The sequence below is a fragment of the Rosettibacter primus genome (assembly GCF_036860675.1).
GTDB lineage: Bacteria > Bacteroidota > Ignavibacteria > Ignavibacteriales > Melioribacteraceae > Rosettibacter > Rosettibacter primus.
On sequence record NZ_JAYKGK010000004.1, the window covers coordinates 95,002 to 118,560 of the forward strand.

Consider the following 23,559-nt stretch of genomic DNA (forward strand, 5'->3'; position numbering starts at 1 on the left):
AATTTGCTGTAAGGAATACTAAATTCAGATTTCTTGACAATCATACATTGAAGTATTAATTTGCGCACAAATTTTTTGAAGATTAATGCTTACTGAGTTCGGTAAAATTCTGATATTCATAATATTTGCTGCAATATTTGTAATAATTACACTTTTTGTAGCAAAAATTATAAGCCCAAATCGTCCGACGCATGAAAAATTAAAAATCTATGAATGCGGCGAAAATCCTGAAGGCTCGCCATGGATTAAGTTTAATATTCGTTTTTATGTTGTCGCTTTGATTTTTTTAATTTTTGATGTAGAGGTTGTTCTTCTTTTTCCATGGGCTTTAATTTATAAAGATTATGGAATTTACGGTTTTCTTTCAGGAATAATATTTTTACTACTATTAATTTTAGGAATGGCTTATGAGTGGAGGAAAGGTGATTTGGAATGGGCAAGACCTCAACCAAAACCTCCAATCTTAGATGAACTATTAAAAAACAAAAATCAAGTTTAATCGATGGGCTTACTCGATAAAGAATTCTCAGATGGCAATATAGTAATTACTAAAGTTGAAGATTTATTTAATTGGGCTCGCCTCTCTTCTATATGGCAGCTTGGATTTGGACTGGCATGTTGTGCAATTGAGATGATGGCAACTTCAGCTTCTCATTACGACTTTGACCGCTTTGGAGTTATTCCACGGAATACACCAAGGCAAGCCGATGCAATTATTATTTCCGGCACTGTAACGCTTAAAATGGCTCTTCGTATTAAAAGATTATATGAACAAATGCCAGAACCAAAATATATTATTTCAATGGGAAGCTGCGCTAATTGTGGTGGACCTTATTGGGAACACGGCTATCATGTTTTAAAAGGAGTTGATAGAGTAATTCCTGTTGATGTATATGTGCCAGGTTGTCCACCAAGACCCGAAGCATTATTAGAAGGTTTACTAAAATTGCAGGAAAAAATTAGGAACGAATCATTAATAAAAAAATCTGTATGAAAAGCACAGAAGAAATTTTTGAGATATTAAAAAAAGAATTTGGTGAAGCAATTATTTCAATCGACAAAGATCTTCCAACTGAACCCATAATTTCGATTAATCCATTCGAAATAAAAAAAGTTTGTTTGTTTCTCAGAGATAATGAAGAATTAAAGTTTGACAGCTTAATGGTTTTATCCGGTGTTGATGATGCTAATGGCGAAAAAATAAAAGATGAAGATGGAACTGAAATCATAAAAGGTGGAACATTAAGTGTTTACTATCATTTATATTCGATTCCATTTAAGCATAAGGTTACATTAAAAGTATCAACGCCAAGAGAAAACCCTCAAGTAGAATCTGTTGAATCAGTTTGGAAATGTGCCGACTGGCATGAACGAGAAGCTTATGATATGTTCGGAATTATCTTTCTAAATCATCCTGATTTAAGAAGAATTCTTATGCCTTATGACTGGGAAGCTGGTTATCCATTAAGAAAAGATTATAAAAATCCCGAATTTTATCAGGGAATGAAGGTTCCTTACTAATTTGAATTGACTATGGCCCTCAAAACAGAAACAATGATTTTAAATATGGGACCTCAACATCCATCAACTCATGGGGTGTTGAGACTTGAACTTGAACTTGAAGGTGAATTAATAAAAAATGTAAAACCACACATTGGTTATTTACATAGATGCTTTGAAAAACATGCCGAAGCAATGACCTATCCTCAAGTTATTCCTTATACAGATAGAATGGATTATTTAGCATCAATGTATAACAATTTTGGTTACGTTTTAGCTGTAGAAAAATTGCTGGGTATTCAAGTTCCAGAAAGAGTTGAATACATTCGTGTAATAATGGGTGAACTTCAAAGAATTGCTTCACATCTTGTAGCGATTGGAACATATGGTTTAGATATTGGAGCCTTCACCCCATTTTTATATTGCTTTAGAGACCGAGAAAAAATTCTAAATCTTTTTGAAATGACATGCGGTGCACGACTCCTTTATAATTATATGTGGGTCGGTGGACTATCCCATGATATTCATCCTGATTTTGTTCGATTAACAAAAGAATTTATAAAATCGTTCAGACCCACAATTGATGAACTAAATAATCTTTTATCTTATAATAAAATTTTTATTGAAAGAACTGCTAATATTGGAGTATTACCATTAGAAACAGCAATTAATTATGGTGTTACAGGACCAGTTTTAAGAGGCAGCGGATTAGCATTCGATTTAAGAAAAAATGAACCTTATTCTATTTATGATAGATTTGACTTTGATATTCCTATTGGAAAAGGTTTAATGGGAACTGTTGGTGATTGCTGGGATAGATACTATGTGCGGGTTCAGGAAATGGAACAAAGTCTTAGAATTATCGAACAGGCAATAGACCAGATACCAGAAGGTGATGTCCATGCTGCAATCCCAAAAAGAATAAAACCACCAAAGGGAACAGTTTATTTCAGAGTAGAAAATCCAAGAGGTGAATTAGGATATTTCATTATCAGCGATGGAAGTCCTAATCCGTTTAGAGTTAAAGTTCGAGCTCCTTCTTTTGTTAATCTTGAAGTATTAGGGGAACTCTGCAAAGGTCATCTCGTTGCAGATGTAGTAGCAATCTTAGGCAGTATTGATATAGTTTTAGGAGAGGTAGACAGATAATGTATCAATTATTATATAATTTTACTGGTGATGTAATTATTTCAACAATTGTTGTTGCATTAATTCCACTGACAATTATCTTAATTTATGCACTTTTTGCTATCTGGCTCGAAAGAAAAGTTTCTGCACATATGCAGGACAGATTGGGTCCAATGAGAACGGGCTGGCATGGATGGCTTCAGACAATTGCAGATATGATTAAGATGATTCAAAAGGAAGATACAATTGCAGCAGAAGCTGACAAAAAATTATTTAACATTGCACCTGTCTTAGTTTTTACTGGGTCATTTGCTGCTTATGCGGCAATTCCATTCTCAAGTGCATTAATTGGCAGTGAAATTGAAGTAGGGCTTTTTTACATAGTCGCAATTTCATCTTTAGTTGTTGCAGGAATTTTAATGGCTGGCTGGGCTTCCAACAATAAATATTCATTGCTTGGTGCTATGCGTTCAGCTGCTCAAATTGTAAGCTATGAAATTCCTACTGCACTTGTTGTTCTAACAATGGTTATGTATACAGGCACTTTTAGCTTAACAAAAATCAGTGAAATGCAAACAGCTTATTTCTGGAACTGGAATATTTTTGGCGGACCAGAACCTGGTATAACAAAATTTTTATTAATTCCATTTATGATTGTTGCTGCTTCAATTATGTTTATTAGCACATTAGCCGAAGTGAACAGAACACCTTTTGATATCCCAGAAGCAGAATCTGAACTTGTAGCTGGATATTTTACAGAATATTCAGGAATGAAATGGGGAATGTTTATGCTTGCCGAATATGCAAATATGCTTGCTGTTTCAGCTGTTGTTTCAATTTTATTCTTTGGCGGTTATCAATCTCCTTTTGGATATCTTGGAAATTTATTAAACATAAAATGGTTAATCCCATTTGAACAAATCTTCTGGTTTCTTCTAAAAGGTCTAATTCTTGTATTTGTTCAAATGTGGCTTAGATGGACTCTACCACGTTTGAGAGTTGACCAGCTTATGACTGTTTGCTGGAAATATTTAATCCCTTATGCTGTTGTTAATTTAATTTTTGTCGGAATAATTTCTTTATTGTGATTATGAAAGAATATTTAAAAAATACATGGCAGGCTATTTACACCGTTCTTGTTGGAATGAAAATTACATTCAAACATTTATTTACACCTGCTGTTACAATTCAATATCCCGATGTTAAAGTTCCTTTACCAGAAAGGGTAAGAAATAGGTTATATGTAAATATAGATGATTGTATCGGCTGCGACCAATGTTCCCGAGCTTGTCCTGTAAGTTGTATTGAAATTGAAACTGTAAAATCTTTACCAGGTGAAGACCTTGGAGTTACATCAAACGGCAAAAAGAAAGCTTTATGGGTAACAAAATTTACAATCGACTTTGCTAAATGTTGTTATTGTCAACTTTGTGTATTCCCCTGCCCTACAGATTGTATTTTTATGACCAATGTCTATGAATTTTCTGAATACGACAGAAGAAATTTAATATATAATTTTTCTAATCTAACAGAAGAAGAAGCAGCAGAAAAGAAAGCTAATTATGAAAAATTCTTAGCAGAAAAGGAATCACAGAAAGCTGCTGCATCAAAAACAACACAATAAAATTAGAATTGATTATGACTTATTTCGATGTAATTTTTTATTTGTTTGCATTAATAACAATAATATCAGCAGTTATAGTTGTAACAACAAAAAATATTGTTTATTCAGCTTATAGTCTTTTGTTAACTTTATTTGGAATTTCAGGAATCTATGTTTTATTAGGGGCCGATTTCCTTGCTGTTGTTCAAATTATGATTTATGTAGGTGGAATCCTTATTCTACTTCTTTTTGGTGTTATGCTTACAAATAAAATTACAAGTGTAGATATTCGAACAGGAACAATTCATCTTTTACCAGCTGCAATTGGTGTTGGATTATTGCTTGGTGTTCTCTGGGCTGTTATGATTTGGACTAACTGGAAAACTCAGCCAGCTGAAATTCCAATTACTACAATAAAAAATCTTGGCAATCTCTTAATAACCGACTATATCTTAATTTTTGAATTGCTTGGAGTACTGCTGCTTGTTGCTTTAATAGGCGCTGCCTCCATTGCAAGAAAAGAAGAAGAAAAAATTGATTAATAATAAATTTGTGAATTATGACAATTAATGTTGGCTTAACTCATTTTTTAATAATTAGTGCAATATTATTCTCATTAGGAATATATGGAATTATTACACGAAAAAATGCTGTAATGGTTCTAATGGGAATCGAACTAATTCTAAATTCAGCAAATATTAATTTTGTCGCTTTTGCAAGATATGGCAACTTCGGATTTAGTGGTCAAATTATTGCCTTGTTTGTAATTATTCTTGCTGCAGCCGAAGCTGCTATTGCTCTAGCAATTGTTCTAAATATTTATAAAACTTTTTCAAATGTCAATGTTGATGAAATTGATAAACTAAAAGAATAGTTCTATGACTGAAAACTTACTAATTACACTTTCAATAATTAATCTTTTTCTACCTGTACTTGGTTTCGCAATTCTAATTTTCTTTGGCAAAAGATTTCCTAAATTATATCTTCTCGAAGTATACATTCTTTTTATTGCTCTCATAATTTCTATTTTTATACTCTACTCGAAATTAACTTATTTCAATAAAGACATTGTTTCATCATTAACATGGTTTATTTTAAATAATGCTCCTGATATCGGAACCGTTAATATTGAATTAGGAATCAAGATTGATAACATTACAGCTATAATGCTTTTTGTAGTAAATCTAATTAGTGCTCTGGTTCATCTATATTCAATTGAATACATGCGAGGTGATAAAAGGTATACAAGATATTTTGCTTATCTGGGATTATTTACATTTTCAATGCTTGGAATTGTTCTTACTCATAATTTATTGATGATGTATATTTTCTGGGAATTGGTTGGATTATCATCATATTTATTAATTGGATTCTGGTTTGAAAAAAAATCTGCAGCCGATGCTTCAAAAAAAGCATTTATTGTTAACCGCGTCGGTGATGTCGGCATGTTTATCGGAATTTTAATTTTATTTACCAATTACAAAACTTTTACATTCGACACAATATTTCATCAAATATCAATTGGAAATCTGCCTTTTGGAAGCGAAACATGGCTTACTGCTGCAGGGATTTTAGTGTTTATGGGTGCTGTTGGTAAATCTGCTCAATTCCCATTACATGTCTGGTTGCCTGATGCTATGGAAGGTCCTACTCCAGTCAGCGCATTGATACATGCAGCTACAATGGTTGCTGCCGGAGTTTATCTTGTTACAAGAATTTTTGTAATGCTTACTGCTGATGCAATGCTCGTAATTGCAATTATTGGGGCAGTTACTTCTCTTGTCGCAGCTACAATTGCAATTACACAAAATGATATTAAAAAAGTATTGGCTTATTCAACTGTATCCCAGCTTGGATATATGATTATGTCCTTAGGTGTTGGTGCTTATGTATTTGCATTTTTTCATCTTGTTACACACGCATTCTTTAAAGCATGTTTATTTCTTGGCTCGGGTTCGGTTATCCATTCAATGCATCATGAACAGGATATTCGCAACATGGGCGGTTTAAGAAAGAAAATGCCTGTTACATACATTACATTCCTAATTTCTACATTAGCAATTTCTGGTATTCCATTAACGTCAGGATTTCTTAGTAAAGACGGAATTCTTGCCGGGACACTTGCTTTTGGCAAACTTACAGGACATTGGTTAATTCCAGCAATTGGATTTACTGTTGCTGCTTTAACAGCATTCTATATGTTCAGATTATTAATATTAACTTTTCATGGCGAACCGAGAGACCATCATAAATTTGAACATGCTCATGAATCTCCCTTTGTAATGATTGCTCCTTTAATTATACTTGCAGCATTATCAATTTTTATTTTCTATACTCCAAATCCGTTATCTCCAGACGATGGCTGGTTTCTTAAAAATTGGGTTAAGACTCCAGAACAAGTAACTCCAGCATCTACAAGATTTGATTTTATGAAATCAAGTTCACACAAAGAAAATATTCATGGAGAAATAATTCATTCAGTTCTTTACACAGAAACATTACACTGGGCTCATTACCCTGCTATGATGTTGTCGATTACAGTTGCAGGCTTAGGAATTCTTTTGGCATTTATGTTTTATCAATGGAAAAAAGTTAATATTGAAAAGTTAACAGAAAAAATAAAACCACTTTACAATTTTTCACTTAATAAATGGTATATCGATGAATTATATGATGCAACTGCAGTTGGGCAAACTCTAAACTTCAGTAAAGTTTTAGCATGGTTTGATAATAATATTATTGATGGAATTGTTAACGGTTCTGCATGGATTACAAAATCTTTTTCAAAGTTGAGCGGATTATTTGATACTTATGTTGTTGATGGTATGGTAAACTTTTCAGCATTCTTTAGTGGATTTGTAGGATTTTCTCTTAAAAAATTACAAACTGGCAAAGTGCAAACTTATGTTGTATTTGTTGTTTTTTCTGTAATAATTCTTTTATTAATCTTTAAACCGTTTTGATTAATTGTAGATTTATAAAATTCTTTGTCAAAAATTAAAAATAGGTTGAATATATGAGTGGTTTTCCGATACTTTCTTTAATTACTTTCCTCCCAATTCTGGGAATGATAATTGTTTTAATTCTGCCCAAAGAACAGCAAAATAGTATTAAATATACCACTTTAATAATCACAGCTATTCAGGTTATTTTAGCAATTATTCTATTAGCAAATTATAATTACTCAGCTGCAGGAGTTTACGAAGAAAATTCTTTTCAATTCATTGAAAAATTTAGATGGATTGAGATTACAGGAATATCTTGGTTAGGCACAGTAAAAGTTGATTACTTCTTAGGTATTGATGGCATTAGTATGCCAATGGTTTTACTTACTGCAATAATTTCTTTTATAGCAACAATATCTTCATGGAATATTGAAAAATCAATAAAAGGTTATTTTGCATTATTCCTTTTACTTGATACTGGAATGATGGGAGTTTTTGTTGCTTTAGATTTCTTCCTTTTCTATATCTTCTGGGAATTAATGCTTTTGCCAATGTATTTCTTGATTGGCATTTGGGGTGGTCCACGGAAAGAATATGCAGCAATTAAATTCTTTATTTATACTTTATTTGGAAGCGTTTTCATTCTTCTTGTAATGATTGGTTTGTACTTCAGCGCAACAGAAACATTAAGTGATGGCACAAAAGTTTTCACTTTTAACATGCTTCAATTAATGAACCCTGACAATTATTTGCAGGATGGAATTCTTTCACCATTAAATCCACATAACTTAAGATTCATTGCTTATTTAGCATTGTTTGTTGGATTTGCAATTAAAATTCCAATGTTCCCTTTCCACACATGGCTGCCTGATGCACATGTTGAAGCGCCAACTCCAATTTCTGTAATTCTTGCTGGCGTATTGTTAAAGATGGGGACGTATGGAATTCTTAGAATAAGTTATCCAATCTTTCCAGAAATTACCAGACAATTAATGTGGTGGATTGCATTATTCGGTATGATAAACATTATTTATGGTGCTCTTGTAGCTCTAGCTCAAAAAGATTTTAAAAAGTTAATTGCTTATTCTTCTGTTTCTCACATGGGTTATGTTTTGTTAGGAATGGCTTCATTATCTTCTACTGGAATTACCGGTGCTATTTTTCAGATGTTTAATCACGGGACAATTACTGCAATGCTCTTCTTAATTGTTGGTGTAATTTACGACAGAGCTCATACAAGAGGTTTAAATGACTTTGGTGGATTGGCAGCACAAATGCCTGTTTATACAGGATTTGTCACAGTTGCTTTCTTTGCTGCAATAGGACTTCCAAGTTTAAGTGGATTTATTTCAGAAGCTCTTGTTTTTGTTGGTGCATTCGGAGTTACAAATATTAGAATCATTACAATAATTTCCACTCTTGGAATTCTCTTAGGTGCTGGTTATATGCTATGGACATTACAAAGAATTTTCTTTGGACCATTAAATGAAAAATGGGCTTCGTTAAAAGACCTTGAATTTAGAGAATATGCTATGTTTGCTCCTCTTTCTGCAATTATAATTTTCCTTGGAGTTTATCCTTCTGCAATGTTGAATATTATGAATACATCTGTAAATACACTTGTAAGTTTTCTTTTTAATGGTCAATAATATTTAATTAAAAATGGATTGTAAGTTTTAATGGAACAGACAAATTTAATTCAATCACTAAATTTAATTTTACCGGAAATTGTTCTAACTGTTTTTCTTGTAATACTAATTTTATCAGATTTAATTTTTCATAAAAATAAATCAATCATTCCATACGTAGCTGGAACAGGTATTTTTATAACAGGGCTTATTTTAATAAATCAATTCTATGATAATGGCTTTGCTTTCAGCCAATCAATTAATTCCCTAAGAAATTATGGAATGATTGCAATTGATTCATTTGGTTCATTCTTTAAAGTTATAGTTGTAATATCATCACTTCTTGTTGTATTTTTTTCATATTCTTCATTAGAAATTAAAAATACTCAAGATAGAATTGGTGAATATTATGCTTTGATTTATGGGATGATGATTGGAATGTTCTTCATGATTTCTGCTTCCGACTTAATTTTAATTTACCTCTCAATGGAATTACTTTCTCTCTCATCTTATGTTCTTGCAGGTTTCATCAAATTAAGAGATAGAAACAGTGAAGCTGCATTAAAATATTTAATTTATGGAGCTGTATCATCTGGATTAATGCTATTTGGAATTTCTTTGATTTATGGACTTACAGGAAGTACAAATCTTTACATCATAAATTCGTTAATTCAAGCTCCCAATATCAATTTATTCACACTCTCATTTGCAGTAATTTTAATTTTTGCAGGAATTGGTTATAAAATTTCTTCAGCACCATTTCATTTCTGGACACCAGATGTTTATGAAGGTGCTCCAATTACAATTACAGCATATCTTTCAATTGCAAGCAAAGCTGCAGGTTTTGCACTCTTAATTAGATTTATAAAGACAACATTTGTATCGTTTGTAAATTCAGATGGCTTCTGGAACTTAATTGATGTATTCGACTGGAAATCTGTATTAATCGTAATTTCTATTTTAACTATGACACTTGGAAATTTTTCAGCTCTTTGGCAGGATAATCTAAAAAGAATGCTTGCTTATTCAAGTATAGCTCATGCTGGATATATTTTACTTGGTCTGGTTGTTTTTTCAAATCAAGGATTGATGGCAATATTAATTTATTTTGTATTCTATTTAATAATGAATCTTGGTGCATTTTTTGTAGTAATGCTTATTTCAAATCAAATTGGTTCCGAAGAAATTGATGATTATAATGGACTTGGATATACATCACCTCTAATCTCAGTTTCCTTAGCAATCTTTCTCGTTTCATTGACAGGTATTCCACCAACGGTAGGATTTATCGGTAAGTTGTATCTTTTCATTGCTCTTGTAGATGCTAAAATGATTGCTGTGGCAGTAATTGCACTTCTTAATACAGTTGTTTCGCTCTATTATTACATTCGAGTATTAAAACACATGTATTTGGTAAAAGCTGATGAAAATACACCTGTAATTATTCCGTCAACTGGAAATAAATTATTAGTATCTATATTAGCTTTTGCTGTAGTGTTTTTTGGAGTTTACTTTTCACCAGTCATCAATTTTGCAAAGTCGTGCTTAATAATTCTCGGCTTATAAGAATCTTTATCAAAGAATAAACATTGTAATCTAATTCTTAATGATAAAGGAATAAATCATTGTTAATAACTTCACTTAATAATTTTTTCAAATCCAATTTTCTTTAGATTAATTAAAATCACAATAAGTGATACAATACTTAATATTAATAATACTATGCCTTTTACATACTCAGTAAAAATTAATTCACCTATACCAAACAAAAAGGAGTAAACCAAGATAATTCCTAAAAACCAATTAATGAATAAATAAATAAAAATTTTTGCCGGGTTACTTTTAGAAAATTTTTTCCAGCCTATACCACCTGATTGAATTTTATTATTAAATTCAATTAGTTTATTTTCATCAACAGGTTTTGTAAGATAAGTTACTATTATCCAGACTAATGTTGTTCCCAGTACAATTGGATAAAGTGTTAATGGTGATTCCAGATGCAACACATAAACTGCGAAAGGATAAATAATAACTGGAGCAATCATAGCAGAAATTTCGGACCATGCATTTATTCTCCACCAATACCAGCGTAAAATTAGTACTCCCCCCAGACCTGCACTTGTATTTAAAATAAAAATCCACGCACCTGATATAGTAGTTAAAAAATATTTTGTAAGAATTAATGAAAATATTGTCATTAAAATTATTCCAATTCTCGAGACTATTACATAATGTTTCTCATCAGCATTTTTATTAATGAATCTTCTATAGAAATCATTGATAATATAAGAAGTACCCCAGTTTAATTGAGAAGCTACTGTTGACATATAAGCTGCTAAAAAAACAGCAATTAGAAGTCCAAGCAAACCATTTGGTAAATATCTTACCATTAACTTTGGATACATTATTCCAGGGTCTACAGTATTTTCATATTTATCATAAAATTCCTTGAATTCATTTGAACGAATAATAATATCATCTGAATTAAGAAGTTGTTTATTATTAAAAACTTCTTCGCATTTATTAAATAAGGCTGGATTTTCTTTTTTTAATGAATCTAAACTTTGAGAATGAGGTAATATAATTAATGCTGCTAAAGCAACTAAAATCCACGGCCAGGGTCTAATTGCATAATGAGCTATTGTGAACCAGAGAGTTGCAAGTAGACTGTGTTTCTCATTTTTTGCAGACATCATTCTTTGAGCAATATATCCCCCGCCTCCCGGGTCAGCTCCAGGATACCAGCTTGACCACCATTGCAAACCAACATATGCCAAAAAAGACCATAATGAAATTGAAAGAACATTTGTTTGCATTTGACTGATATTTAAATTTTCTATTCTTGGAAGAAATGATAAAGTTTGTGGTGAAAGATTTTTTACCAATCCTTTTAATCCATTAACTTCGGGCAAATTAATTACAATAACAGCAAGAATGATACAACCAGCCATTGCAAAAATAAATTGAAAACTATCTGTTCTTGAAGTTCCTAGTAATCCAGAAGCAGATGTATAAACAGCAATAATAAAAGCACAAATTATAACCAATGTAAAAGCATTATAATCTGGAAATACAACACTAAATATTTTTTCCATAGCTTTATTTACCCATCCAAGAACAATGGCATTCATGAACAAACCTAAATAAATTGCTCTGAATCCTCTTAAGAATGAAGCTGCTTTACCTGAATATCTTAATTCTATAAATTCCAAATCAGTCATTATACCTGCACGTCGCCACAATCTTGCAAAGAAAAAAACTGTTAGCATACTTCCTATAGCCATATTCCACCATAACCAGTTTCCGGAGATTCCATTTTTTGCAACAAGTTCTGTAACAGCCAATGGAGTATCCGCAGCAAAAGTTGTGGCAACCATAGCAGTTCCAGCAATATACCATGGCAAATTTCTGCCTGATAAAAAGAAATTTGAAGTTGATTGCCCTGCTTTTTTCGAATAATAAAATGCAATTAAAAAAACTACAATGAAATAAAAAATAATAATTGCAAAATCGTAGAAGTTTAGATGTGCCATTATCGACCTCTAAAGAAGTTAAGGTGTATAAGAGTGTGAATTTATTAGAAAATTATTTCTATTGTTTAACAACACCAACTTTAAAGAAATTTTCTAATATTAACGCTGCTGCGCCAACTGCTACAGAATATTGATGATAATTATCTACAATAATATCAAGTGAGTCATTAGTAATTGGTATTACTCTCATTTCTATTTCTTTTCGTACAGCTTCTATTATTACATCTTCTAATTCTGAAATTACGCCGGTCAGAATTAAGGAATCTGGATTTAGTAAAGCTACAGCTGGAGCAATAGTCTGTCCAATAATACTTCCGATTTTAGAAAAAATAAGATTAGCAATTTTATCTCCTTGTTTTGCTGCCTGAACAAGAAATTCAATATTAATATCATCTATTGAAGTAATATAATTCTTTAAATATTCTCCCTCTACAAATCTACTTTTATATGTTGTAAGAAATTCGCGCAATGTTGGTAAATGAGGATAAAGTTCCCCTGCACAAAAAGAGGAACCTCTATACAATTCTCCATTAATCACAATCCCAATCCCGAGTCCACTTACATTCTGGTCAATCTCAATTAACACAACAAGATAATTTCTTTTAGTTTGTTTACTATTTTTGAGCTTATAACCTATTGCAACTGCATTCGCATTGTTTTCTATTTGAATCGGGAAAGGAAATTGTTTCAATCGTTCGAGTAAATTGAAATTTAATTCTGGTAAAATACTCGACATCATCACAACACCATTATAACAATCTACAATACCTGCAAAGGCTATTCCCAATCCTAATATTTTCTGATGTTCCAGATTATTTTCTTGAATAATTTTATTTACAGCATCTATAATATTATTAGCTAATTCATCTACAGTATTCCCGGTTTGCTGTCTGATTGTTTTCTTTGATACAACATCACCTTTAAAGTTCAGGATTACAAGAAACATTTCTCCCACTTCAATATCAAGTCCAATAACATAAGCAGCATCTTTATTTAATGTCCATAAATATGGTTTCTTACCGCCTTTTACTGTGGAATCTCCTTTACCGTAAAATGTAACAAAGGATTTGGCTGATAAACTGTTAAGAATATTAAAAATTGTTGAAGGTCTCATTCCTGTAATTTTTGTTAAATCAGAACTAGCAATAATATCATGTTCTTGAATTAATTTCAGAACTAGTTGTTCATTGATATCTTTCACAACCCTCGCATGAAGTGAAAGTAATTTCCTGCTTCTCATTTTACACCTTCAATAAATTTATTTTATAATTATTTCATCAATAAAAAGCCATGCTTTTTTGCCAGCTCCAATATGCCATGGGGGACAAATACCAATATTTTTTGCGTAAACGCGAATAAACCTAATTTTTACTTTTTCAAATTTTGCTTCTACATTTTTAATTCCATCATTGATATTTTGTTCATCATTATTGATCCTTAACTCATAAATCTTCGAAAATTTACTTCCTTCATCTGAAATATAGTATTCCACTTTCGATGGAAAAAATATCCACGAACCTACTTTTTGTAAATATGATGAATTGATATAACTAACATCCATAATTTTACCTAAGTCTATCACGACATCTAAATCTACCCCTTCATAACCCTGCCATGCATCAGAATTAAAATTTTCTGTTCCTTTAATTCCATCAATTAATCCCCAATGCCCACCTCCAGTATATGAAGGACTAAATTCTGTATTGTATTTTATTTCCCAATTATCCGGAATTTTATAAAATGAACTGGTTACAGTTTTACTAAATTTTTTATTTCTATAACTAACAAATTTTAGAGTGATAGAATTTTTAATTGTTATTGGTTTATTAAACATCAATCCATTTGATTCAGGATTGGAATTATCCAACGAATAATAAATTTCACTGTTATCTATTGTTGCTAAATTTACAACTGTTGAGTCTCTGAAAATTTTATTGCCACTTGATAAATATGGTATAATCAGATAATCATAATCAACAGAAGTAACTGGACAGTAATTTTTATTCGAAGCCCAATCTGTAGGTTTGGAATTCATTTCAAATATAATGTCCCCACCGTTAATAATATCTGCATGTTTTATGTATGAATAAAAATAATTACTATTATTTAAAAAAACTTTACGAATATAGTAATTTTCATCGGTTAAATTTTTTGCTGTTATTGTAAAATATTTTTCATCACTAACTTTTATTCTTACTTTCTTAAAATTCGGAGTACCAATTATATAATTATTATCACCTGGACATACTGGATAAAAACCAAGTGAACTAAAAATATACCAGGCAGACATTTGCCCACAATCTTCATTACCTATTAATCCATCAGGTTTGTCAGTATAAAATGAATTTAAAATTTTATGAACAATTCTTTGAGTTTTCCATGGTTTGCCAACAAAATTATATAGATAAGCTATGTGGTGACTTGGTTCATTTCCATGTGCATATTGACCAATCAAACCTGATATATCCGGCTGATATTTCCCATATAATTTAGTTTCTGCGCTAAAGAGGTCATCCAGTTTTTTCTCAAATGAATCATAACCACCCATTACACTTATTAAATTACTTATATCATGGGGTACAAAGAAACAATATTGCCATGCGTTTGCTTCAGTAAAATCTCTGCTAACCATGTATGGGTCAAATGGTTCTATCCATTTCCCATTTTTCTTTGGTCTAAAAAAGTTTGTTGAGGGGTCAAATAAGTTTAAATAATATTTTGATCTTTCAAGATAGTATTTATAATCTTCCTCTTTCCCCAATTGTTTAGCCATTTGAGCAATACACCAATCATCATAAGCATATTCAAGTGTCTTAGACACACTTTCATGTTCAACGTCTGAAGGTATATAACCCATTTCTCTAAAATAATCTAAACCATTTATATTTTGCATTGAGCTCTTTTTCATTGCTTCATATGCTTTATTTACATCAAAATTTCTTATTCCTTTCATATAGGCATCAACAATAACTGGAACTGAATGATAACCAATCATGGTGCCGGTTTCATTTGAAGCTAATTCCCAAACAGGAAGCAAACCACTTTCTTCATATTTTGCAATTAATGATTTTATCATATCCTCATTTCTTTTTGCATCAATAATTGTTAATAAAGGATGCAAAGCACGAAAAGTATCCCACAAAGAAAATACTGTATACATTGTAAAATCTTTTGCAATATGAACCTTGCCATCCATCCCTATGTATTGTCCATCAACATCTGAAAAAATATTGGGACTTAAAAATGAATGATATAATGCCGTATAAAAAATTTTTTTCTTAGTAACGTTTTTATCATCCACTAAAATTAATGAAAGCTGTTTGTTCCACTCATTATCCGCATTTTTTCTTACAGCTTCAAAATCCCAGTGAGGAATTTCGGTTAATAAATTTTTCTTTGCTCCTTCAAGACTTGTATGAGAGATACCAACTTTAACAAATATTATTTCATTTGATTTTGTTTTGTATTCAAAAAATGCTTTTAGATTTTTGCTATTGATTACTTTTATATCATTATCAATATTTTGATTATTTACAATTCCGTATGAAATAAATGGTTTGGAGAATTCAGCATAAAAATAAACAGTATGGTCTTTTGCCCAGCCATTTGACCTTCTATAACCTTGAATTGTAGTATTATTGATTATCTCAATTTTAGAATCAATTACTTTATCCTGAATTCCATGTTCAAGGTCAATTAGTATATAAGATTTTTCTGATTTTGGGAAAGTATATTTATGAAACCCAGCACGAACTGAAGCAGTTAATTCTACTTTTATTTTATAATCTTCCAAAAAAACAGAATAGTAGCCGGGTTTTGCAAATTCTTTGCTATGTTTGAACCTTGAACGATAACCTGAATCTGGATTTTCTTTTGAACCTGGTTGAGTTTTTAATTCACCCGTAATTGGCATAAAAAGAATATCTCCGTAATCGCCACAACCTGTTCCACTTAAATGAGTATGACTGAATCCAATAATTGAACTATCAGAATAATGATACCCTGAACACCAATCCCAGCCATCAGTGTCTGTATCAGGACTTAATTGAACCATTCCAAAGGGCATAGATGCTCCAGGAAAAGTATGACCATGCCCTCCAGTGCCAATAAACGGATTAACATAATCAGTTAGTTTATTTTGAGCAAAAGTTATTAACGTTATTATTAGGACAAAGCCTATAACTAATTTTATTTTATTCATAATATTCCTAAAATTTATTTATGAATTCACCGCTTTCCAATTTCCAATCATTACCAAAATATCCAATGAATTTAACTCCATCATCATCAGATTTTACAATATTATCATCATAAATAACAACATCCGGCAAATTGATATATGGATGATGATATGCAGCAAAATTTGAAATTCTCATACCTTTAATTCCTGTCCCGGAAATTGCAGCAACACTTGCAATGTCACTGTCTTTTCGTGGGCGAATAATCAAACAAGCAAAATTTTTTCCTTTGTATTCCCTGTCTCCAATTTTGAGTTTACCATTCATAATTTGAATTGGACTATCCTCAAATAAAAGTTTCCATGCAGAGTTAGTATTTGCATTTCCAAATAAAACAACATTTCTATTCTTATATTCTTCTAATTTGAAATCGTCATCTTTAATTAATTCAATTGAAGCATTTCCTTGATACCATAGTTTTTCTGCGTCATATCTTGCTTTTTCATATGCCCACTTATTTTCTTCTTTATTGCCATGTGTGCCATAAACAAAAATTACATCATTATTTAATACTTCTCGAATATTACCACATCTTTCAGGATTTTTATTTTTCTTAGAAGGTTCTTCATAAAGCCTCCATTCATTATTCTGATTTTTTAAGTAAATTTTTCTTGATTCAGGTACTTTTATGTCTTTTATATGTTGATTATCAAGTTCAACTGAAAATGTTTTATCATTAGGTAACATTGAAACGTCCAAACCCAATAGTTCAATATTTTTTGTAGTACCGATAAATTTTCTTTTCCCGAATTCAAGTTTTATATCAATTCTGCTTTCGTCCTGTTGAACTTTCTGATTAATAATTTCAATCCAATTATTCTTAGAAGATATTGCTAAATTAGATGTAACATAGTTAATTGATTTTACTCTTTCTTTTGAAGGAATAGAATGACGCGAAAAGAAATCGAACATTGGAAGCCAGTCGACACAATTGGCACCACTTTCATCAGAATTGTCCCACCAGTGACCTGCTCCTTTTTCAATGTGAAATTGAAAATCCTTATGAAATTTCGATAACACATCTACCATTGATTGTGCTTGTGAAATAGGAACATTATCATCAGCATCGCCGTGAATAATGTAAATTCCATTTTGATTTAAATTCTCTGCAAATTTATATGTATCGCTTTGACGTGCTGATCTTAATAGCATTTCTTTAACTTTTGTAGTGTCAACCAAACTTCTAATTCTATATGACCAAATGCTTATCCATCCTGCACTTGGACCAATTGCAGCAAATTTATCCGGATAATTAATTCCAAGGTGCCATGTGCCATGTCCACCCATTGAGTGACCGGTTAAATATACTCTATTTTCATCAATGTTAAATTTTTTCATTGCAATATCTAAAACTTCGAGAGCATCAATTCTACCCCAATTTTCCCAGTTGAATCCATAAGGTCTGCGATTAGTTGGAGCTACTATATACCCCCAATTTTTATGTCCATAAGAATTTGCCTGATTAATAGCTTCAACACCGGCGCCATGTAAACTTAAAAATAAAGCTGGTTTTGATTTCAAATTTTCCGGGGGATTAACTGCATAATATTGAACACTCCCATCAAGCTTACTTATGAAAGTTTCTTTATGAGTATCTTCAGGCAACAATACTCTTAATTTAATTTTTGTTTCAGCTAAAACTTTTTCATTGTCATTTTGTTTTTCAACCAAATATAATTTTAATTCTATTTCACCTTTTTGATTTTGAGGAGGTAATACAATTTGAAAAGGTGCTTTATAGATTGATAGTGGGTTAATAATTTTTATGGAAGTATAAACAGGGTTAGAGTTTTGTGAACTAATTTTAATTGACAAATTTTTATAAAATTTTTCTGATGCATTTATTATAGGAATAGCCCCATAAAGATTAACTGGTTCATTAATCAAAATATCAGGTAAAGTTAAATCATATTCATTAAAAATTAATTCAGGATTATTAAAATGTAATTTTGCTTTTAATACTCCTCGGTTGCACTCAAATAAAAATTCATTTTTCCCTTTATGAAGTTGAATAGGAATTAAAGAATAATCAAATCTGGGTTCCCAATCTTCATATGTATCTTTAAAGCGATAAGGATTTCCAGAACGAATAACACCATTTACATATACATTTTCGTGACCCATAGCTTCAAGCAAAACTATTTGTTCTTTGTCTGAATTATATTCTAAGAATATAAATGCATTTCTGAGAGCTTCATTTTTAAACCAACCTGAGTTATCTGCTATAATTTCCTGCCATTTATATGATTCATTATCTTTAATTTTGATTTCATCCCCTACTTGTGGAGTTTTCCATTTACCCAATTCAATTTGTGATGTAATTGGATTTGGGGTAATAACATTACTTCTTGAAAATGGCAGTTTAATCATTAATCCTTTCTTAATTACTAAAGTATCGGATGCGCTTGTAAGTGAATTCACAAAAAAAACAATTAAGAAAAGAAATACCTTGCTAAATTTAGCTTTCATAATGTTCCCTTTATTTTAATTTTTAAAATCTGATCGTACTGTTCCATCATCATGATGGTCTCTTACCATATTTTTCAATCGATTCAACATATCCTTAAAATCTTTAAGTCCACCAATAGAAAACCAGACGATAATCATAAATGAAACTATCAGGTTAATTAGAACATAATATCTCCAGAATGTCATCCAAGCAGAATCTGGAACGTCATTAACAAAATTTAGAATAGTACCGACTATAAAAACTGCAACCCAGATGAAAGTCCATACATATGAAATTATATAAATAATTTTATCACCTTTAGTAAATTCTTTTCCAATACCAAGCATTCTCCATCCTTTCAGAGGGACTTCGTTAACAATGATTGTTTCCTCTTTTATTGCATACTTACCACGATGAAGCATTTTATCCATATTAAATTCATTTTTCTTTCCAAGTAGAGAGACAAGTATATAAGTTAATGAGGATAAACCCATTGCGATTGCCCAAAAGTATTGTCCATTTATCGGGAAGTTAGGATAAATTTGCTGTAAAATTATTCCAGTTACGGCTGTAATAGAACCTATTATCAATGCACACCAGGCTGCAGCAGTAGTACCACGTTTCCAATAAAGTCCTCCAATAATAACAGCACCTGAGCCACCTACAAAAATTGCAGCTGTGATAGCAAAATATAGAAATATATATTCTGTCATTGGGAAAACTAAACTAAATAAGAAAATAAAAATGCATACACCGAGAATAGCATATCTTAACATTTTTAAGTGTTGTTCAGGTGCAAATGATTTTTTTCTAAAGGGCATTAATACATCTTGAATAAAAATACTTCCCCATGAATGCATATAAGAGCTATGAGTGCCTATTGTAGCCATTATCATAACAGCAAGTAAGGCTCCTCTTAAATAAACAGGAAGTATTTCTGAGAGAACAAGTGGAACTCTTAATTGATTTCTTACAGCTTCATTATTAATTGTAGATAATGTTTGATTAACATTATCAGTAACTGATTGAAAATTAACATGATGTAAAATTGTGAAGGCAATAACAGGTATGAAGACAAGGAAAAGCCATTTTGGAATATCTCTTAAATTACCTAAAACTTCTCCCATTTTAGCTTCGTGCGCACTTTTAGCTGATGAATAAAATCCTTGTGAACCTTGCCAAGACATCTTCCCATAAATGACACCAACAACATTAATTAAGAAATACCAGAAATTAAAATCCGGCACTTCACTTGTTTTGTAAGGATTAATTAAAGAAGCGTTTTCCGGGACGGTACTTACAGCTTCAAAAATTTGATTCCAGCTTACAATAATGAGGCAAAAAGCAATTATAGCAAGAAAAGTAAGATTAGATAAAACCCCTTGAATAAACTCAGTAATAATAATAGAAATTTGTCCACCTGCAAATACAAAGTATAACGAAATGGATAAAAATCCTATCATAACAAGCGGGAAAGTAGAAATATCAATTCCTAATATATTAACAGATAAAGGTAGTCCGCAGTAATAAATTATAAATCTTGCACTAACTGCAGGAAATATACCAAAATTCAGCAAACCAGATACAAAAGCTAAAATACCAGCAAAAATTCTAAAATTTCTGCTGTATCGCATTTCAAGAAATTGAGCAACAGTAAGAGCTCGAGTTTGCCTGAAGCGATAAATGACCCAACCTGTTACTGTTATTATTAATAACACAACTGCCATAAAAAATTCCCACCAACGCAAACAAAAACCAGCTACATAATTCATTTCCCACTGTCCTACAATTGTAATAGCACCAATAGCTGCCATTCCTTGAGAAACTGTAATCATATATCTTCCTGCAGACCTGCCCGCAGACAAAAAATCTGCAACACTTTGTAAATATCTCTTTCCGAGATATACTCCATAAAATAGAATACTTAAAAAAAGTGCTACAATAACTATTTCTAAAAATGTAATATTCATAAACACCTGCTGTATTATTGAGAACTATTAATTAAGTTAAATTATCATATCAAGCTACTCATATAATCCAAAATTAATTTGAATTAAAATCAAATAATACTTATGATATCTTGTTTATTTAACAGAATTTGATTGAAAACAATTATGTTTTTATTTTACTAAAAAATACTATATTTTTATAACAACTATTCTAAAGAATTTTAACCAAAATATCAAAGAAATTTTTATGTTTTTTTAAAACTTATTTAATAAATTTCTTTAGATTATTTTTATTAAAAATATACATGGGGATATAAGACATGAAATTTTTAACTTTATTTACATTTTTACTATTCTTTATAACTCAACAAATCAAGGTTGATGCATCACAAGTTAAATTAAATTTAATACCCTATCCTGAAAAAGTTCAAATAACAAATGGCTCATTTTCGTTGACTTCAGAAACTATACTAATCTGTAAAGATGATTTTCTTAAAAATTATTTCATAGAAAAGATAAAAGAATTTACGGGTATTCAACTTTCATCATCAAAACCAGCAAAGAGATCTATTGACAGTAAAATTATCTTTGAATTAGACAAATCATTCAAAATAAAAAATGATGAGGCATATAAACTTAATATTACAAGAAATCAAATCAAGCTAATTGCAAATTCAACTACTGGATTATTTAGAGGTTTGCAAACAATTTTCCAATTAATCCCTCCAGAAATTAAAGCTAATAAAAATTGTTCAACTGTAAACCTACAATGTTGCACTATTGAAGACAAACCAAGATTTACATGGCGAGGATTAAATTTAGATTGCAGCCGACATTTTATGACAAAAGATTTTATCAAAAGATACATTGACATTCTGGCTTATTATAAATTCAACACTTTGCACTGGCATATTACTGATGATCAAGGTTGGCGAATTGAAATCAAGAGATATCCCAAATTAACTGAGATTGGAGCATGGAGAAAAGAAGCAGATGGCTCAATATACGGCGGATACTACACACAAGAAGATATTAAAGAAATTGTACAATATGCAAAAAGCAGATTTATTAATATCGTCCCTGAAATTGAAATGCCGGGTCATTGCCTTGCCTCATTAGCTTCGTATCCGGAAAATTCATGTACTGGTGGGCCATTCGAAGTGACAAATTTATGGGGAGTTATGAAAGATGTTTATTGTGCTGGTAGAGATTCTACATTTTATTTTTTACAGAATATTCTTGACGAAGTAATTGAATTATTCCCAGGTAAATATATTCACATTGGGGGAGATGAAGTTTTAAAAGACAGATGGAAAGCCTGTCCAAGATGTCAAGAACGAATGAGAAAAGAAGGACTTAAAGATGAACATGAACTTCAAAGCTATTTCGTTCAAAGGATAGTAAATTATCTTGAATCAAAAAATAAAAAGGCTATTGGCTGGGATGAAATTCTCGAAGGTGGATTAGCTAAAGGAGCAATTGTTCAATCATGGCAGGGATATAAAGGAGCTATTGAAGCAGCAAAACAAAATCATTACACAATTTGCTCTCCAACTTTTTATACTTATTTAAATTATGACCCCGACAATCTTGATTTGCAAACCGCTTATTCTTTTGAACCCATTCCAGAAGAATTAACAGAAAAAGAAAAAAAATATATAATTGGTGGAGAAGCAAATTTATGGACAGAGTATGCTCCTCAAGAGACTGTAGATAGTAAACTATTTCCAAGAATTTTAGCTCTCTCAGAAGTTTTCTGGTCATCTAAACAAAATAAAAACTATGAAAATTTTTATCAGAGACTTCAAGCAACTTATTCTGATTTAACTGCAATGGGAATTCAGTACGGTAGAGAATCAAAAATAATTACATATAATATTAATTATGATGATGCAAATAATAAATTCATTTTAACAATTACACCCAATCAAAAAAATTTACAGATAAGATATACACTAAATGGCACTTTACCTGATACAAATTCTTTTCTTTATAAAGAACCAATTATAATTGATAAATCAACAAGGGTAACAATTGGAGGATTTTTAGGCAATCACTTTATAAATAAAAAAATTGAATTCTCATTTGCACTTCACAAAGCATTAAAAGGAAATGTTAATTACTTAAATGAATATGACTCACGATACAGAGCAAATGGGAATCAAACTCTTATTGATGGGATTAGAGGGACTAATGATTTTCACGATGGTCTATGGCAGGGATTCGAAGGAAAAGATTTTGAAGTTATTATAGATTTGAAAGAAGAAAAAGAAATTAATCGTATCATACCAAGATTCTTTCTCAATGTAAACTCGTGGATATTCCTGCCTAATAAAGTAGAAATATCTCTGTCAAAAGATGGAATTAATTTTAATAACAAAAAAGTAATTATTAATGAGATACCACAAAAAACATCTGAAATACTCATAAAAGATTTTGCTGCAGAATTTAATAATGAAAAAGTAAGATACATAAAAGTATTTGCTGAGAATATAAAAAAATGCCCGGATTGGCATCCAGGAGCTGGAGATAAAACCTGGTTATTTATTGATGAAATTATTGTAGAATAATTTTTATGATATAAAA

At 31.0% G+C, this 23,559-nt stretch carries 17 protein-coding genes; 12 read left to right on the forward strand and 5 right to left on the reverse strand.

The features are described from left to right. Positions 1-85: 85 nt before the first annotated feature. From VJY32_RS06825 to VJY32_RS06875, 11 genes are read left to right on the forward strand one after another with little or no spacing between them, the layout of a single operon-like run. Positions 86-499: an NADH-quinone oxidoreductase subunit A gene (locus tag VJY32_RS06825; RefSeq protein WP_353677158.1), complete on the forward strand. Its 414-nt coding sequence runs from the start codon at positions 86-88 to the stop codon at positions 497-499. A gap of 3 nt (positions 500-502) precedes the next feature. Next, on the forward strand, positions 503-994 hold the full coding sequence (locus VJY32_RS06830; protein WP_353677159.1) for an NADH-quinone oxidoreductase subunit B: 492 nt from the start codon (positions 503-505) through the stop codon (positions 992-994). Then, positions 991-1,521: an NADH-quinone oxidoreductase subunit C gene (locus VJY32_RS06835; RefSeq protein ID WP_353677160.1), complete on the forward strand. Its 531-nt coding sequence runs from the start codon at positions 991-993 to the stop codon at positions 1,519-1,521. The genes VJY32_RS06830 and VJY32_RS06835 overlap by 4 nt, the downstream gene beginning before the upstream one ends. Before the next feature lie 12 nt (positions 1,522-1,533). Beyond that, complete coding sequence (locus tag VJY32_RS06840) at positions 1,534-2,649, forward strand: NADH-quinone oxidoreductase subunit D (protein ID WP_353677161.1); 1,116 nt, start codon at positions 1,534-1,536, stop codon at positions 2,647-2,649. After that, the gene (nuoH, locus tag VJY32_RS06845; protein ID WP_353677162.1) at positions 2,649-3,716 is read left to right on the forward strand and encodes an NADH-quinone oxidoreductase subunit NuoH; all 1,068 of its coding nucleotides are present in this window, start codon (positions 2,649-2,651) and stop codon (positions 3,714-3,716) included. The genes VJY32_RS06840 and nuoH overlap by 1 nt, the downstream gene beginning before the upstream one ends. A gap of 2 nt (positions 3,717-3,718) precedes the next feature. Then, positions 3,719-4,252, forward strand: coding sequence for a NuoI/complex I 23 kDa subunit family protein (locus tag VJY32_RS06850; protein ID WP_353677163.1), 534 nt, complete (start codon positions 3,719-3,721; stop codon positions 4,250-4,252). Between the two features lie 14 nt (positions 4,253-4,266). After that, entirely contained in the window at positions 4,267-4,773 is a 507-nt protein-coding gene (locus VJY32_RS06855) for an NADH-quinone oxidoreductase subunit J family protein (RefSeq protein ID WP_353677164.1), read from the forward strand. A 17-nt stretch (positions 4,774-4,790) separates the two neighbouring features. Continuing rightward, complete coding sequence (gene nuoK, locus VJY32_RS06860; RefSeq protein WP_353677165.1) at positions 4,791-5,105, forward strand: NADH-quinone oxidoreductase subunit NuoK; 315 nt, start codon at positions 4,791-4,793, stop codon at positions 5,103-5,105. 4 nt (positions 5,106-5,109) lie between these two features. Then, positions 5,110-7,194, forward strand: coding sequence for an NADH-quinone oxidoreductase subunit L (gene nuoL, locus VJY32_RS06865; protein WP_353677166.1), 2,085 nt, complete (start codon positions 5,110-5,112; stop codon positions 7,192-7,194). A 53-nt stretch (positions 7,195-7,247) separates the two neighbouring features. Beyond that, positions 7,248-8,825, forward strand: a complete 1,578-nt coding sequence (locus tag VJY32_RS06870; protein WP_353677167.1) for a complex I subunit 4 family protein — start codon at positions 7,248-7,250, stop codon at positions 8,823-8,825. 30 nt (positions 8,826-8,855) lie between these two features. Next, entirely contained in the window at positions 8,856-10,370 is a 1,515-nt protein-coding gene (locus tag VJY32_RS06875; protein ID WP_353677168.1) for an NADH-quinone oxidoreductase subunit N, read from the forward strand. A 71-nt stretch (positions 10,371-10,441) separates the two neighbouring features. Here VJY32_RS06875 and VJY32_RS06880 read toward each other — a convergent pair whose 3' ends face one another. From VJY32_RS06880 to VJY32_RS06900, 5 genes are read right to left on the reverse strand one after another with little or no spacing between them, the layout of a single operon-like run. Further along, positions 10,442-12,337, reverse strand: a complete 1,896-nt coding sequence (locus tag VJY32_RS06880) for a sodium:solute symporter family protein (protein WP_353677169.1) — start codon at positions 12,335-12,337, stop codon at positions 10,442-10,444. 58 nt (positions 12,338-12,395) lie between these two features. Further along, entirely contained in the window at positions 12,396-13,577 is a 1,182-nt protein-coding gene (locus tag VJY32_RS06885; RefSeq protein ID WP_353677170.1) for an ROK family protein, read from the reverse strand. An 18-nt stretch (positions 13,578-13,595) separates the two neighbouring features. After that, positions 13,596-16,538, reverse strand: a complete 2,943-nt coding sequence (locus tag VJY32_RS06890; protein WP_353677171.1) for a GH92 family glycosyl hydrolase — start codon at positions 16,536-16,538, stop codon at positions 13,596-13,598. A gap of 7 nt (positions 16,539-16,545) precedes the next feature. Continuing rightward, positions 16,546-19,044 (reverse strand): carboxylesterase family protein, encoded by a 2,499-nt coding sequence (locus VJY32_RS06895; RefSeq protein ID WP_353677172.1) that lies wholly within the window; start codon positions 19,042-19,044, stop codon positions 16,546-16,548. Positions 19,045-19,059: 15 nt separating this feature from the next. After that, the gene (locus VJY32_RS06900) at positions 19,060-20,994 is read right to left on the reverse strand and encodes a sodium:solute symporter family protein (protein ID WP_353677173.1); all 1,935 of its coding nucleotides are present in this window, start codon (positions 20,992-20,994) and stop codon (positions 19,060-19,062) included. A gap of 299 nt (positions 20,995-21,293) precedes the next feature. On the opposite strand from VJY32_RS06900, the gene VJY32_RS06905 reads away from it, so the two are divergent. Next, the gene (locus tag VJY32_RS06905) at positions 21,294-23,543 is read left to right on the forward strand and encodes a family 20 glycosylhydrolase (protein WP_353677174.1); all 2,250 of its coding nucleotides are present in this window, start codon (positions 21,294-21,296) and stop codon (positions 23,541-23,543) included. Positions 23,544-23,559: the final 16 nt, after the last annotated feature.

Excerpts from the sequence above, each read along its gene's own strand:
- VJY32_RS06825 (WP_353677158.1), top strand. The coding sequence starts at position 86 with ATGCTTACTGAGTTCGGTAAAATTCTGATATTCATAATATTTGCTGCA.
- VJY32_RS06830 (WP_353677159.1), top strand. The coding sequence starts at position 503 with ATGGGCTTACTCGATAAAGAATTCTCAGATGGCAATATAGTAATTACT.
- VJY32_RS06835 (WP_353677160.1), top strand. The coding sequence starts at position 991 with ATGAAAAGCACAGAAGAAATTTTTGAGATATTAAAAAAAGAATTTGGT.
- VJY32_RS06840 (WP_353677161.1), top strand. The coding sequence starts at position 1,534 with ATGGCCCTCAAAACAGAAACAATGATTTTAAATATGGGACCTCAACAT.
- nuoH (WP_353677162.1), top strand. The coding sequence starts at position 2,649 with ATGTATCAATTATTATATAATTTTACTGGTGATGTAATTATTTCAACA.
- VJY32_RS06850 (WP_353677163.1), top strand. The coding sequence starts at position 3,719 with ATGAAAGAATATTTAAAAAATACATGGCAGGCTATTTACACCGTTCTT.
- VJY32_RS06855 (WP_353677164.1), top strand. The coding sequence starts at position 4,267 with ATGACTTATTTCGATGTAATTTTTTATTTGTTTGCATTAATAACAATA.
- nuoK (WP_353677165.1), top strand. The coding sequence starts at position 4,791 with ATGACAATTAATGTTGGCTTAACTCATTTTTTAATAATTAGTGCAATA.
- nuoL (WP_353677166.1), top strand. The coding sequence starts at position 5,110 with ATGACTGAAAACTTACTAATTACACTTTCAATAATTAATCTTTTTCTA.
- VJY32_RS06870 (WP_353677167.1), top strand. The coding sequence starts at position 7,248 with ATGAGTGGTTTTCCGATACTTTCTTTAATTACTTTCCTCCCAATTCTG.
- VJY32_RS06875 (WP_353677168.1), top strand. The coding sequence starts at position 8,856 with ATGGAACAGACAAATTTAATTCAATCACTAAATTTAATTTTACCGGAA.
- VJY32_RS06880 (WP_353677169.1), bottom strand. The coding sequence starts at position 12,337 with ATGGCACATCTAAACTTCTACGATTTTGCAATTATTATTTTTTATTTC.
- VJY32_RS06885 (WP_353677170.1), bottom strand. The coding sequence starts at position 13,577 with ATGAGAAGCAGGAAATTACTTTCACTTCATGCGAGGGTTGTGAAAGAT.
- VJY32_RS06890 (WP_353677171.1), bottom strand. The coding sequence starts at position 16,538 with ATGAATAAAATAAAATTAGTTATAGGCTTTGTCCTAATAATAACGTTA.
- VJY32_RS06895 (WP_353677172.1), bottom strand. The coding sequence starts at position 19,044 with ATGAAAGCTAAATTTAGCAAGGTATTTCTTTTCTTAATTGTTTTTTTT.
- VJY32_RS06900 (WP_353677173.1), bottom strand. The coding sequence starts at position 20,994 with ATGAATATTACATTTTTAGAAATAGTTATTGTAGCACTTTTTTTAAGT.
- VJY32_RS06905 (WP_353677174.1), top strand. The coding sequence starts at position 21,294 with ATGAAATTTTTAACTTTATTTACATTTTTACTATTCTTTATAACTCAA.